13 protein-coding genes are annotated in these 12,027 nt (G+C 46.1%); 5 read left to right on the plus strand and 8 right to left on the minus strand.

Annotated features, from left to right (window positions below; translation table 11 throughout):
* Nucleotides 1-204: 204 nt before the first annotated feature.
* Both trxB and ACN0W5_RS03840 read right to left on the minus strand, forming a co-directional pair.
* Complete coding sequence (gene trxB, locus ACN0W5_RS03835; RefSeq protein WP_417428294.1) at nt 205-1,149, minus strand: thioredoxin-disulfide reductase; 945 nt, start codon at nt 1,147-1,149, stop codon at nt 205-207.
* 258 nt (nt 1,150-1,407) lie between these two features.
* A complete protein-coding gene (locus ACN0W5_RS03840) occupies nt 1,408-2,397 on the minus strand; it encodes a mitochondrial fission ELM1 family protein (protein WP_417452899.1) in 990 nt (329 codons plus the stop codon).
* Between the two features lie 211 nt (nt 2,398-2,608).
* Between ACN0W5_RS03840 and ACN0W5_RS03845 the strand changes: the two genes are divergently transcribed.
* Entirely contained in the window at nt 2,609-3,112 is a 504-nt protein-coding gene (locus ACN0W5_RS03845; RefSeq protein WP_299378576.1) for an Lrp/AsnC family transcriptional regulator, read from the plus strand.
* 94 nt (nt 3,113-3,206) lie between these two features.
* On the opposite strand, the gene ACN0W5_RS03850 is transcribed toward ACN0W5_RS03845, so the two are convergent.
* Together ACN0W5_RS03850 and ACN0W5_RS03855 are read right to left on the minus strand one after the other, a co-directional pair.
* Nucleotides 3,207-4,349 carry a diguanylate cyclase gene (locus tag ACN0W5_RS03850; RefSeq protein ID WP_417452900.1) on the minus strand — a complete coding sequence of 381 codons (1,143 nt, stop codon included), beginning with the start codon at nt 4,347-4,349 and terminating at the stop codon, nt 3,207-3,209.
* A 170-nt stretch (nt 4,350-4,519) separates the two neighbouring features.
* The gene (locus tag ACN0W5_RS03855; RefSeq protein ID WP_417452901.1) at nt 4,520-5,611 is read right to left on the minus strand and encodes a hypothetical protein; all 1,092 of its coding nucleotides are present in this window, start codon (nt 5,609-5,611) and stop codon (nt 4,520-4,522) included.
* A 120-nt stretch (nt 5,612-5,731) separates the two neighbouring features.
* On the opposite strand from ACN0W5_RS03855, the gene ACN0W5_RS03860 reads away from it, so the two are divergent.
* The gene (locus ACN0W5_RS03860) at nt 5,732-6,154 is read left to right on the plus strand and encodes a rhodanese-like domain-containing protein (protein WP_417452902.1); all 423 of its coding nucleotides are present in this window, start codon (nt 5,732-5,734) and stop codon (nt 6,152-6,154) included.
* Nucleotides 6,155-6,223: 69 nt separating this feature from the next.
* Nucleotides 6,224-7,426, plus strand: a complete 1,203-nt coding sequence (gene metZ, locus ACN0W5_RS03865) for an O-succinylhomoserine sulfhydrylase (RefSeq protein ID WP_417452903.1) — start codon at nt 6,224-6,226, stop codon at nt 7,424-7,426.
* 55 nt (nt 7,427-7,481) lie between these two features.
* Here metZ and ACN0W5_RS03870 read toward each other — a convergent pair whose 3' ends face one another.
* Nucleotides 7,482-7,913, minus strand: coding sequence for an Lrp/AsnC family transcriptional regulator (locus ACN0W5_RS03870; protein WP_417452904.1), 432 nt, complete (start codon nt 7,911-7,913; stop codon nt 7,482-7,484).
* Nucleotides 7,914-8,031: 118 nt separating this feature from the next.
* Here ACN0W5_RS03870 and ACN0W5_RS03875 point away from each other — a divergent pair, with 118 nt between their 5' ends.
* The gene (locus ACN0W5_RS03875) at nt 8,032-8,343 is read left to right on the plus strand and encodes a hypothetical protein (RefSeq protein ID WP_417452905.1); all 312 of its coding nucleotides are present in this window, start codon (nt 8,032-8,034) and stop codon (nt 8,341-8,343) included.
* Here ACN0W5_RS03875 and ACN0W5_RS03880 read toward each other — a convergent pair.
* Together ACN0W5_RS03880 and ACN0W5_RS03885 are read right to left on the minus strand one after the other, a co-directional pair.
* Nucleotides 8,335-8,796 carry a GNAT family N-acetyltransferase gene (locus ACN0W5_RS03880; protein WP_417452906.1) on the minus strand — a complete coding sequence of 154 codons (462 nt, stop codon included), beginning with the start codon at nt 8,794-8,796 and terminating at the stop codon, nt 8,335-8,337. The genes ACN0W5_RS03875 and ACN0W5_RS03880 overlap by 9 nt on opposite strands.
* A gap of 79 nt (nt 8,797-8,875) precedes the next feature.
* Complete coding sequence (locus tag ACN0W5_RS03885) at nt 8,876-10,264, minus strand: aspartate aminotransferase family protein (protein ID WP_417452907.1); 1,389 nt, start codon at nt 10,262-10,264, stop codon at nt 8,876-8,878.
* A 114-nt stretch (nt 10,265-10,378) separates the two neighbouring features.
* On the opposite strand from ACN0W5_RS03885, the gene ACN0W5_RS03890 reads away from it, so the two are divergent.
* A complete protein-coding gene (locus tag ACN0W5_RS03890) occupies nt 10,379-11,251 on the plus strand; it encodes a LysR substrate-binding domain-containing protein (RefSeq protein ID WP_417452908.1) in 873 nt (290 codons plus the stop codon).
* Nucleotides 11,252-11,258: 7 nt separating this feature from the next.
* Here ACN0W5_RS03890 and ACN0W5_RS03895 read toward each other — a convergent pair whose 3' ends face one another.
* A complete protein-coding gene (locus tag ACN0W5_RS03895; RefSeq protein ID WP_417452909.1) occupies nt 11,259-12,023 on the minus strand; it encodes a PIG-L deacetylase family protein in 765 nt (254 codons plus the stop codon).
* Between the last annotated feature and the right edge of the window lie 4 nt (nt 12,024-12,027).

A 12,027-nucleotide genomic window follows, 5' to 3' on the forward strand; every position in this document is an offset into this window, starting at 1 on the left:
CTGACAAACCACTTCTCCCTTAGTCTGCGCGTTGAATTCGCGGCAGCGATTCGTAAATTATGGATATCCTACTGTAATTACAGCTTCTTAACAAATTGTGCGTAAGCGTATATTTTTTTGAAAAGCTCAAATCAAATGAAATTTGGTCAAATAAAAAGCGAAGCCCTTACAAGCTTCGCTTTTTATCTTGGTTAGGTGACTGTTCTAGTCATTCATTTCCGTCAGATAGCGTTCGGCTTCCAGTGCTGCCATGCAGCCCATACCTGCTGCTGTCACAGCTTGTCTGTAGATTTTGTCAACGCAGTCACCTGCCGCAAAAACGCCGGGAATGTTGGTTGTGGCTGTGCCGGGTGTCGCCAGAATGTAGTTTTCATCATCCAGATTCAGCTTGCCTTTGAATATTGCTGTTGCGGGGTCATGTCCAATAGCCACGAACATGCCGCTGGTCTCAAGTTCAGAGAAAGAGCCATCTTGAGTATCTTTTAGTTTTAGGCCAGTAACGCCATCTGTCGGTGTGCCCAAGACATCATCGACAACTTTGTTCCACTGAATGTCGATCTTTTCATTCTTTAACAAACGATCTTCGAGGATTTTTTCACACCGCAAAGCGTCTCTTCTGTGTACCAGTGTCACCTTAGAGCAGATGTTTGCCAGATAGAGAGCTTCTTCGACAGCTGTGTTACCGCCTCCGATAACGGCAACCTCTTTGCCACGATAGAAGAAACCATCACAGGTCGCACAGGCTGAAACACCACGTCCGTTGTATGTCTCTTCGCCTTTTAGTCCTAACCAGCGTGCCTGGGCGCCTGTGGCTATGATCACTGTGTCGGCAACATAGCTATTGCCGCTGTCGCCTGTACAGACAAAAGGACGTTCATCAAAATTGACTTCGTTGATGATATCAAAATGCATTTTCGTGCCAACGTGTTCGGCTTGCTTTTGCATCTGTTCCATCAACCATGGACCTTGAATGACGTCCGCAAACCCCGGATAGTTTTCGACCTCTGTGGTGATGGTCAGCTGGCCGCCGGGTTGTAGGCCTTGAACCAATATTGGTTCAAGGTTCGCGCGCGCGGCATAGATAGCGGCGGTATAGCCTGCGGGGCCAGAACCGATAATCAGTACTTTGGTACGGTGGGTTTCGGACATGCTCTTTGTATCTTTCTCGTTTGTGTCTTTATCGGATCGACATTATTCCGAGACACCATAACAGCACCAAAGTTGATCAATAATTGATCTAAGTGGTGAGAAACGAGGTGGAAATCCCTGTAGTAATCTTGGGGAAATCTCGGTGAAAATCACGATAGAATCGTCTTATGCTTGAGTGAAAAATAGAGTGCCTAGACGTTCTCTACAAGGGGCAGATCAATATCTTTTGGGCTTTATCTAAAGGCTTTTGTGTTTCTGTTATCGACGCCCGGAATTATCAAGCTTTTTCAATATGATCTTGGCTATCCGCTGTGATTCGCAAAGCGGAGGATAGGGCCATGTCTCTAACGTACCGTTAAAGGGGCGGATGATACCGTCATCTCTAAGCTTTTGGTGAAAGCGATCAAATTTTTTGGTGCCCCCTGCCAAATCGACGGTAAAGACGGGACGGCCAGTACTTGCAGCCTCTGTAACCATATTCACGGAATCACTGGTGACAATGATGGCGTCGGCTGATCCTAAAAAACCAAAATAAGGGTTCGGGGACTGTCCATCCCATACAAAAGCCGGAATGTCTTTCAGGTAGCCGGATAATAAGGCCGCGTTTTTCTGTCCAGTTCGTCTTGATGTTGTTAGCAGAAACCCACATCCAGTTTGTTGATGCAGATTTTGAAGCTGATTGCCAAGTTGATGAATAATGTTTTCTGTTAAATCGTAGGCTTTGCTTTTTCCGCCGATCAAAACAGCAACTAACGGCCTTGGCAGGCCTGAGATGCGGGGGGCGAGTTCTTTTTTACTAACCTCAAGCAGATCTGGTGTGATTTTATTAAGGGCACCACAGGTGGTTAGGACATTAGAGCCTCTTAATTTATCGTGATCTGGTGTTACGACCAGATCATAAAGGTCTGGCGATACCTTGGGATCCTGAATTTGAATGGCAAAGGTTTTGCCCTTACTCAGTTTGCGCACCAGTGCGGTAAAAAGCGCGGCTTGCCGTCCACAGCCGATTATAACGTCTGGCCAGCTTTCTTCGTGCGCGTCTTGTGGGGGAAAGAGAGATGCATCGTAAATACCGGTATGCAGCGGGATGAGAGCTGGTGGTAGCCACTTCCAAGGAAATTTCATCTGCACATGGTGAATGACAGGAGCAACCCCCATTGCTGCTGCCAGGCCCAGACAATTGGCTTCTATACCGGCGCGTCCATCGCTAACAGCCCAGCAAACAAGGTTTTTCTTAATCTCTGTCATTGTTCAGGGAATATCGCGCGACAAGAGGATTTAGACAAGGAAAAGACCACCATTGTGACAGTTACCTAATAGAATTTGTTTGTTGTATCTTGAAAAGACGGAGGTCACGAGTAATATTGTTACTCAAAATCACTCGATTCGCTCTAATTGTTTATCATGTGACGGCATGAAGGCTTAGGGTGTTACCGGAAACACTGTACAGGACGTTTGCATGCGCCGCGTAAAGTTAGATCGTATAGATCTTCGTATACTTCAGGATCTTCAGGAAGATGGACGTGTTACGAACGTCGAACTCGCCCGCAGGGCAGGTATTTCTGCGCCCCCTTGTCTTCGACGGGTAAGGGCTTTGGAAGAAGCTGGTTTTATCAAGGGGTATCACGCCGAGCTAGAGGCCGAAGCCTTGGGCTATGAAGTGACCTTCTACGCCCTTGTTGGCCTTTCCGGTCAGTCCGAGCAGGTGTTGACTGAATTTGAAAGCTTTATGAATGAGTGGCCGGAAGTGCGCGAAAGCAGCATGACCCGTGGCTCTAATGATTTTGTTTTAAAGCTGGTTGCCCGCAATACCAGTCATGAAAACGAATTAACAGAAAAGCTGACGGCTGCGCCTCATGTGGCGACAGTACAGACCATTCAGGTCATCAGGACTTCCAAAAATATTCCTGGGGTTCCAATTGATGATAATGATGCGCTTCTTTTGGGGGGCGGGCAGGAATAAGCCCAGTATTCGCTATTAAGCACTGGTGAGGTAAATAACAAAGAAGCTCTGTATCTCTTATGAAATCAGAGCTTCTTTTTTTTGGGGAGGGCATTTACATGTCGATCACACAGTTTCTGCCCTTATCTTTTGCTTTGTAAAGGGCACGGTCCGCTTTCTTCATGACATCCATCGGGTCTTCGTGTTTTTCAGTTCGTTCTGACACACCAATGGATACCGTGACTTTAACTTTTTTATTACTGTTACTCTTCTTTGATTTTGATGGTTTTTTCGCGGGTCGATCTGATCCCCTGATAACAAAAACAGTTCCTTGAATACGTTCCCTGACTTCTTCCAAATAGTCGAAAGCTTCGTCAACGGTTTTTCCTGGGAAAAGTAAGGTAAATTCTTCGCCTCCGTATCGGTAGGCACGGCATCCACCGCCCGTCTGATTGAGACGGGAAGAGACCATGCGTAAAACCTGATCGCCCACATCATGCCCGTAAGTATCATTAAATTTTTTAAAGAAATCTATATCGACCATCGCCAGCGTATAGCGACGTCCCAGTTTTTTCATGTCTGCGAGCAATGCCCGCCGGGCTGGAATACGGGTCAACTCGTCCAGAAAAGCCATGCGATGTGATTCCTGGAAAAGGCTGAGAATAAGTAGAAGAGATGTGAGGGTTATAAATATGGGAGTTGCGGGAAAATCTCCAAATCGAAGGGCGGCGCCCAATAGTGCGATGAGCCCCCCAAGATAACCTGCATCCATTGGTCTTTGGTAGATGATCAGACGAACGGTCAAAACCATAGCAGCGAGACTGAATGCGCCAAAGGCCAGAGCAGGTAGAGGCATCCAAAGGCCCCAAGTGGGACGCCATTGCATGGCGTAGTTCAAATCAATCCACAGGTTGGAAAAGATGCCCAGATCATTGGCTGGATAACCAAGTGTCGCAATCATCCCTGCTGCGGCGAAGAGTGATAATCCTTTTGTGAAACCCGAAGGGGTTAAAATCCCGCGTTCTTCACTAATCGCTAGCCCCATCCAAACAAGGGGGATCAAAATAAATGCGGCTGAATACTGTGTCTCAGACATTTCTCCGCTGAAATAGGAAAGGCCAACAGCAATGGCGAAGCAAAAAACAGGATTGATTTTTCTGAACCAAAGGCAAAGCCCTGCCCCCAAAGTCGACAAGGTTGTTGGTGCAATAGCGAGCAGCAGATCTATCGGTGCGGGATAGCTTTGCGGATAGGCCACCAGATAGATAGCTCCTGTGACGAGCAGAATCGGGGGGAGGTATAATTTTAAATAGTCCGAAATCACGGGCAAGGATGCTTTTCGAATAAGAAAGATGTTTTGACGGGCATTAAAGTAAGGTCATTTCTTGGGAAAATAAAATCGGAATTTTATAGATAAATTTCCCCTTTTTATTCGCCCTGTGAAAGTGCCTGTTTTGAAATGCGCTCCATTATATCTTCGATTTCAGGGGTGCCTGGTTTCTCTTCTTCATCAGCGTTTTCATCTAGGAAACTGTCAATATCGGTGTCTTCGCTCAAAGGGATGTCTTCTGTACTGATTTTAGCGTCTTGAAGAGTCTCGGTTGCGTCAGCTGTCAACATATCATCGGGATCTTCTACGGCCGTTGCACTTTCGTTTGTGGTACTTTCCTGAGACAGGATTTGATCTTCGAGGGGATCTTCCAACCCTTCTAAGGGGGTATCGACGTCGCCTGTGTCAGAGGTCTCCATCCCAGAATCCTCGATATCTGTGTCATCCATGCCAGTGGCATCCATGATTTCTTCTTCAGCACTGTTGTCTTCAGTAGGAAGTACTTCTTCCAAATTGTCTGCTATTTCAGCGATAATGTCGTCTTCTGTTGCATCGGCCATTTCTTCTGATGCAGCTTCGTCCTCTGAGCCTGATTCAAGAGAATCGAGGGCATCGTCGGATTCGGAGACATCTTCCATAGAAATGTCGTCTGCTTCATCCTCAGAGTTATCGCTCAAATCACCCGCCGCTAGATCGGTTTCGTCGTTAGCCATGGCATTATTGTCATCATCAGATTCAAGATCTGTGACAAGTTCTTCAATCTCGTCGAGATCACTTTCTTCGCCGTTTTCTGCTGAGGCTGAACTGTCGAGTTCTTGCGCATCTTCCTCTAGGTTGAAGGTTTCTTCTTCATCTGTGACCTCTGCCTCAGGTGCGGGAAGAGAAAGGTCGTCATCCGCCGATTTGTTTTCAATTTCAACAGTTTCGCTCGTCATTGCTGAGATGCGTACATCCATGTCCTGCAAGGTATTTGTCGTGTCCCCCTTTTCGATAGATTGCAAAAGAGAGAACAGCATCGTGCGTAGTTGCTCGTTTTCATATTCGAGTTTGCCGATGGTCTGATCCTTTTGCTCGGTAATATTGAGCAGGGCAATCAAGCGTTGGCTATAACCTTTTTGTTGATCAGCTATAAGACCAAAATGTTCTTCTGCTGCTTCTACCCGGGTGCGAAGTTCTTCTAAATCAGACATGCCTGAATCCTATTTCAAAAGTATTTGAATAAAGTATTTGATGAAAAAGGTTTTAAAATCCCTAATTCTCAATATTAATAAGCGCCATTAACCAATTGTCTGGCACAAATGGAGATCGGAATGGAGCAACAATACGCAGGTGATGTCTCGGTAGAGCAAGCTTGGGATGCCTTGGAAAAGGACCTGAATGCTGTTTTGCTTGATGTCCGGACTGTCCCGGAGTTCCAGTTCGTCGGTGTGCCTGATCTTTCATCTTTGGGAAAAGATGCGCAGCTTCTTCCTTGGCAGGTTTATCCACAGATGCAGGTCAATCCTGATTTTGTGACGACGATAAAGCAGTTGGGAATACATGAAGAACAGTCCCTTTATATACTGTGTCGGTCAGGAGTGCGGTCCGTTTCAGCTGCGATCGCGTTAACGTCACTCGGTTATAAATACTGTTTCAACATTTTGCATGGCTTTGAAGGGCCTGTGGACGAAAGCGGCCATCGGGGAAAAGTAGCGGGCTGGAAAGCCGCAGGTATTCCCTGGAAACAAAATTAACCGTAATTAAAAGTGTTCCTTTCGGAGAAATATCCCTCAGGGCATAATAAAGTAAATGGATTAGGAAAGATGACGAACAGCAAATCAAATGCTTCAGCACAAAAGCTTCGCCCCCAGACAGAACTGGTGCGCGGCGGGCTCATGCGTAGCGGCTTTGATGAAACGAGTGAGGCGCTGTATTTGAATTCTGGTTACGTTTACAGCTCTGCTGAAGAGGCAGAAGAAGCCTTTAACGGGGATCGCGAACGTTATGTCTATTCTCGGTACGCGAATCCAACACTTTCCATGTTTGAAGAACGTATGCGTTTGCTTGAGGGCGCTGAAGTCTGTCGTGGAACAGCAAGTGGTATGGCTGCGGTGAATGCAGCTCTTCTCTGTCAAGTGAAGGCAGGGGATCGCGTTGTCGGTGCCAAAGCGCTCTTTGGTTCTTGCCTGTTTATCCTGAACGAGCTTCTGCCTCGGTATGGTGTCGAGACCGAAGTCGTGGATGGAACCGACTTGAAAGCTTGGGAAACAGCCCTTGCCAAAGGTGCCAAAGCTGTTTTGTTAGAAACACCGTCAAATCCTGCGCTAGATATTATTGATCTAAAAGCCGTTTGTGATATGGCGCATGCAGCAGGTGCATTGGTGATTGTCGATAATGTTTTTGCGACACCGATGTTGCAAAAGCCGTTGGAATTTGGCGCAGATATTGTTGTCTATTCAACAACCAAACATATCGATGGACAGGGGCGTTGCATGGGCGGTGCTATTCTTTGTTCCCAGGAATTTGACACTGATCATCTTAAGGATTTTCTACGCCATACAGGTCCGTCCATGAGCCCCTTTAACGCCTGGACGATGGTTAAGGGGCTTGAGACGCTTGCCCTGCGCGTTGACCGGATGAGCGAGAATGCCTTGGCGCTGGCACACCATATGGAAGGGCTGCCGGGTCTGAAAAAGGTGATTTATCCCGGTCTGAAATCGCATCCACAATATGATCTTGCTATGGCACAGATGTCTGGCAAGGGAAGTACGCTGATTGGTCTTGAATTAGAGGGAGGTAAAGAAGCTGCCTTTAAAGTTCTAAACCGTCTTCGTGTTGCGGATATTTCAAATAACCTTGGCGATTCCAAGACTTTGATTACCCACCCTTCCTCGACGACGCATCAACGCTTGAGTGAAGAAGAACGTTTGGCTGTTGGTATTACGCAGGGCTTCTTGAGAATTTCGGTCGGCCTTGAAGATGCGGATGATTTGAAAGAAGATTTGGAACAGGCAATTCGCGGGTAGTGTAAGAACTGTTTTTAAGACGAAGTTATAAAAGGTCACCAATTATGGTGGCCTTCTACTTTTCAAAATGTGTTTTCAAAAGCGTCGATGTTGTTATTTGAGCGACTTCGGTGTAACTGGATATTTCTTCTCTTATCTCATTCGCCCGCTGTAGGGTATCCGTTGATAACTCAATAATCATATCGATATTCCCGCCAAGGGAATGGCAGGCCGTTATCTCGTGAATCGCTTTCACGCGGGGCGCAATAAGTTCACATGAGGGCTGATGGGTCTTAACCAGTAGGAAAAATGTCAAAGGTTGTTCTTTTTGCACCTTCTTTAGGGTGTACCCCTCAATATCACCATCCCTTTCCAAACGCTTGATCCGTTCTATCAAGGCGGTACGGGATAGTTCGACACCTGCAGCCAGCTCTTTAATTGAAGCGCGCGCATTGTTTCGTAGCAAGGTTAATAATTTCAGATCTTTGTGGTCGAGAGATCGGGGCATATTGCTAAGAATGATATAGTTAAAATAACAGGTTCAACTGTACATCATGCCTATATCATCGTTTTGGACAAGACCTTAGCATCGATAGAAAATTAACTGCAGAGCGATGAGATGCAAAATGAAGTTTATAGAGATAGCCAAATTTACCGGAGATGCAGCTTGGGATGCGATGGATATTGCACAGATTGAAGGTGCAACCGTCCGGCTTCACTGGACGGATAAACCTTATAAGTGGCATCAGAACGATGGGGATGAAGTTTTTGTTGTTTTGGATGGTAAGGTCCGAATGTTATATAAAGAAGCAGGGCAAGAACTGGAGCAGGTGATCGAAACAGGGAATATATTTTATGCCGGAGAAGGGGACGAGCACGTTGCTCATCCCGTTGGTGCTGCAAGAGTTCTGGTAATCGAAAAAAAAGGATCAGTCTAGGTTTAGTTTCATGCCCTCGTGGCTGGATTTGAAACCTAACTTTTCATAAAACTTAAGAGCATCAGGGCGTGCCTTGTCTGTTGTTAGCTGGACGAGTTCGCAACCACGCTTTCGACACTCAGTGATGGCCCATTCAAACATTTGCCGACCAAGGCCAGAGCCTCGATGACCGGAAGCAATGCGGACACTTTCTATCTGTCCTCGCCACATGCCAAGGCGAGAAAGGCCGGGGATGAAGGTTAGTTGGAGGCAGCCGATAATCTCATTTGCCTGTTCAACCACGGCAAGGTACTGGTTCTGATCTTTATCAATGGCTTCGAAGGCTGCTCGATATTTTTGATTCACAGGCAGAGAAGCATCTTCGCGTGTTGAGCCGAGGTCGTCATCTGCCAGCATGGAGATGATTACCGGAAGATCATCTTCTTGTGCCTGTCTGAAAGTTATATTTGTCATGGGTGCAGAATAGGAGTGATCATATTTCTCCGCAATACGTTAATCCAGAAGTGGCAATAATCTCGTTAGAAGAGAGCGTTCATCGATATCCCAGCTTTATCTCGACTTCTGCAAGACAGGCATCAATGATATCCATGGCGTTTTCCATTTCTTGTTGCGTTGTGACCAGAGAAGGGGTGAAGGTCAGAACATTCCCCATGGTGGTTTTGAAGCTAAGGCCTTTATCTAGAGCTGCATATAAAACCATATCGGCTGCGTCATTGGCTGGTTCTCTCGTGTCTCTGTCTGTCACAAGCTCCGCGCCGAATAAACACCCACGTCCTCTAACATCGCCGATTAGCGGATGACGTTGTTGCATTTCCTGCAGGCGTTCAAGTGCATAAGCGCCAACCTTTGCGGCATTTTCAACCAAGCCTTCGTCTTCAATGATTTGTAATGTCGTTAGTGCAGCCCGGGTCGTGACAGGGTTTTTTTCGTGTGTGTAATGCCCATAGGCATAGCGATCTGCAATATCCAGTTCTGGGCGGCAAATGGTTGCGGCGATAGGAAGAATGCCGCCGCCAAGACTTTTGCCAACGACCAGAATATCAGGAATGACATCATCGTATTCGCACGAGAACATCTTCCCGGTTTTACCTAGCCCTGTTGGAATTTCATCAAAAATCAGAAGCGCGCCAAATTCGTTACAGGCTTCGCGAACTTTCTTCCAAAATCCTGGTGGCGCAACATAAGGTACAGCGCGAGTTGGCTCGGCAATGACGGCGGCAACATCCCCTTCCTTTTCCAGAACGTAACGAATGGTATTGGCGCAGAGTTCCGCAGAACCTTCTGTTACACCCCAGGCGTTGCGATAATCACCGAACGGTGGCACGTGTTCTGTTCCGGGTAAGAGAGGGCCTATAGGACCTGAGCGGAACATTTCTTCGCCGCCGATAGATCGGGCCCCAAATCCTGCCCCGTGGAATGAGTCCCAAAAAGAAATAGTTTTGAAGCGTCCTGTTTTGGCTCGGGCATAGGCAAGAGCAATTTCGATGGCATCTGATCCCCCGGTTGCGAAGAGAACCTTGTTTAAGTCACCGGGGGCGAGATCGGTTAGCTTTTCGGCAAGCTCTACTGCGGGATCACAGGTGAAGCGTCGCGGTGCAAAGGGGAGATCGTCCAGTTGTTGTTTAATCGCTTGTTTTAAACGGGGATGACCATAGCCAATATGATGCACGTTGTTGCCATGAAAATCCATGAATCGATGTCCGCGGTTGTCTTCGATCCAAATACCTTCTGCTTTTTTGATGACCGAGAGACAAGGCGTGGAAACGGATTGATGAAGAAAAACCTTCTCATCTCTGCGAAGGAGTTCCTGTGCTTCCTTATCAATATTTTTGTCATGCCAGACTTTACGACGTGGAGAGTGATTAACGTCACCCTCGGCCCCTTGGGGCGTTTTATCGGAGGATGAGATATGACTGTTCATAGGGCTAAGGCCTTCACAGGTTTTGTTGATTTGTTCTTAACTATGAAATATATAAAGACATAAATCTAATTGTATATTTTTATCCTAGGTATAATAAAAAATTATGAGTGTGTGATGAACTTATCTCAGTTAAGGGCCTTTAACGTTGTCGCGCGCGAAGGAAGTTTGACGAAGGCTGCAGAACATCTATCCATAAGCCAGCCAGCGGTAACAGCGCATATCAGGGCGTTAGAGGAGAGATACGAACTTAGCCTTTTCCGACGAAACAGCCGCGGCGTGACCTTGACCGAAGTTGGCGAGGATCTCTTAAAAATCTCAGCTCAAATCTTTGCACTTGAAAGTGAGGCAGCAGAGCTTTTGGATGCGACAAAGGAACTGCGTCGCGGTACATGTCGGATAGCTGCGGGAAGTCCATATTTCATCGTGCCAATTATTGCTGCCTTTCAGGAGAGATACCCGGAAGTACATATCGGTTTGAATATTGGAAATTCGCAAAAAGTAACGGCGGATCTCTTGGCCGAAAAAGTTGATATTGCTTTACAGACGGGGTGGGAAGAAAATCCGTTGGTTGAAGCAATACCTTTCTATCGGCATCGTGTGGTTGTTTTCTGTTGCCATACACACCCTTGGGTACAATCCGGGAAAAAACAGATCAAAATTTCTGAACTAAGTGCGGAAAAAATGATTTGGCGCGAACCTCAATCAATAACCCGACAGGTTTTTGAAAAAGCCTGTCGGACAAAATCGCTTGATATTAAACCTATTATGGAAATTGCAAGTCGGGAAAGCCTGTTCGAAGCTGTTGCCGCTGGTTTAGGCATTGGGATAGTATCTTCCCATGAATTACCACGAGACCAAAGGGTTCATATCTTAGAGGTTAATGATGCGGATCTGGAGACAACGGAATATCTCTTAACTCTGAAGCGCCGAAAAGAACTCAGAATTGTAAAAGCTTTTCATGAGGTTGCTGAGAGTTTTCGTAGGTGACGGATTATCAATTCTTGAAGTGTTGTTGTGAAAATGTAGAGACACCTTCGTTGAAATTCTTATAATTCAATACTTTTCTTGCTTGGTATAGAAGTACTCCTGTGTGAGGGGGATGTTGTATGCGATTAATATCGCATAGCTGTAGCTTTTGATGACCATCGAGTAAATAATTGATAAGTGTAAAGGGTAGCAAGCCAATCCAGGTTTTCAACTGTGATGGATAGCGACAGCAATAAGTGATAAATCGCATTCGGTCAGTCCAGGATATTTGTGTTCTTTGAACGGGACCATTTTCCGGAATAGGCTTAAGCACATTATATAAAACCCAAGGTAGAGTATAGCCGTTATAAAGGGAAAATTGGAAGGTTTGTTCTAGACAGGCATGTTTTTGTGCCATGGCCAGTCCAAGAATATGGGCCGCATCGTGATCTTGGTGTCCGCCTTCCCATGCATGGATATAAAGTGTACTTGGCGGGCCAATAAGGTTGAAAAGCGTATCAAGATTTTTCTCTGCTATATGGAGGTTCTGATATAGCTTTCCATCGCAGAGTTCGTTTTCACAGCCAATAAAGTGAATCTGTTTTTTTTTTATCCCAAGCTTAGATAAAACATCAATGCTTTCCGTGTTTCTTCGTATAGATATTGAACCATCAAGGGTACCCGTTGTTAGGTAAACGATGTGAACATCGTGTTTTGAGCTGACCAGATCGTCAATTACTTTGAATACACCAAATTCATCGTCTTGATGTGAGAATAAAAATACGTGCGACATCGCT

The organism is Kiloniella sp. (assembly GCF_048270245.1).
Lineage (GTDB): Bacteria > Pseudomonadota > Alphaproteobacteria > Kiloniellales > Kiloniellaceae > Kiloniella.

Coding starts and splice junctions, on each gene's coding strand:
- trxB (WP_417428294.1), bottom strand. CDS start 1,149: ATGTCCGAAACCCACCGTACCAAAGTACTGATTATCGGTTCTGGCCCC.
- ACN0W5_RS03840 (WP_417452899.1), bottom strand. CDS start 2,397: ATGACAGAGATTAAGAAAAACCTTGTTTGCTGGGCTGTTAGCGATGGA.
- ACN0W5_RS03845 (WP_299378576.1), top strand. CDS start 2,609: ATGCGCCGCGTAAAGTTAGATCGTATAGATCTTCGTATACTTCAGGAT.
- ACN0W5_RS03855 (WP_417452901.1), bottom strand. CDS start 5,611: ATGTCTGATTTAGAAGAACTTCGCACCCGGGTAGAAGCAGCAGAAGAA.
- ACN0W5_RS03860 (WP_417452902.1), top strand. CDS start 5,732: ATGGAGCAACAATACGCAGGTGATGTCTCGGTAGAGCAAGCTTGGGAT.
- metZ (WP_417452903.1), top strand. CDS start 6,224: ATGACGAACAGCAAATCAAATGCTTCAGCACAAAAGCTTCGCCCCCAG.
- ACN0W5_RS03870 (WP_417452904.1), bottom strand. CDS start 7,913: ATGCCCCGATCTCTCGACCACAAAGATCTGAAATTATTAACCTTGCTA.
- ACN0W5_RS03875 (WP_417452905.1), top strand. CDS start 8,032: ATGAAGTTTATAGAGATAGCCAAATTTACCGGAGATGCAGCTTGGGAT.
- ACN0W5_RS03880 (WP_417452906.1), bottom strand. CDS start 8,796: ATGACAAATATAACTTTCAGACAGGCACAAGAAGATGATCTTCCGGTA.
- ACN0W5_RS03885 (WP_417452907.1), bottom strand. CDS start 10,264: ATGAACAGTCATATCTCATCCTCCGATAAAACGCCCCAAGGGGCCGAG.
- ACN0W5_RS03890 (WP_417452908.1), top strand. CDS start 10,379: ATGAACTTATCTCAGTTAAGGGCCTTTAACGTTGTCGCGCGCGAAGGA.
- ACN0W5_RS03895 (WP_417452909.1), bottom strand. CDS start 12,023: ATGTCGCACGTATTTTTATTCTCACATCAAGACGATGAATTTGGTGTA.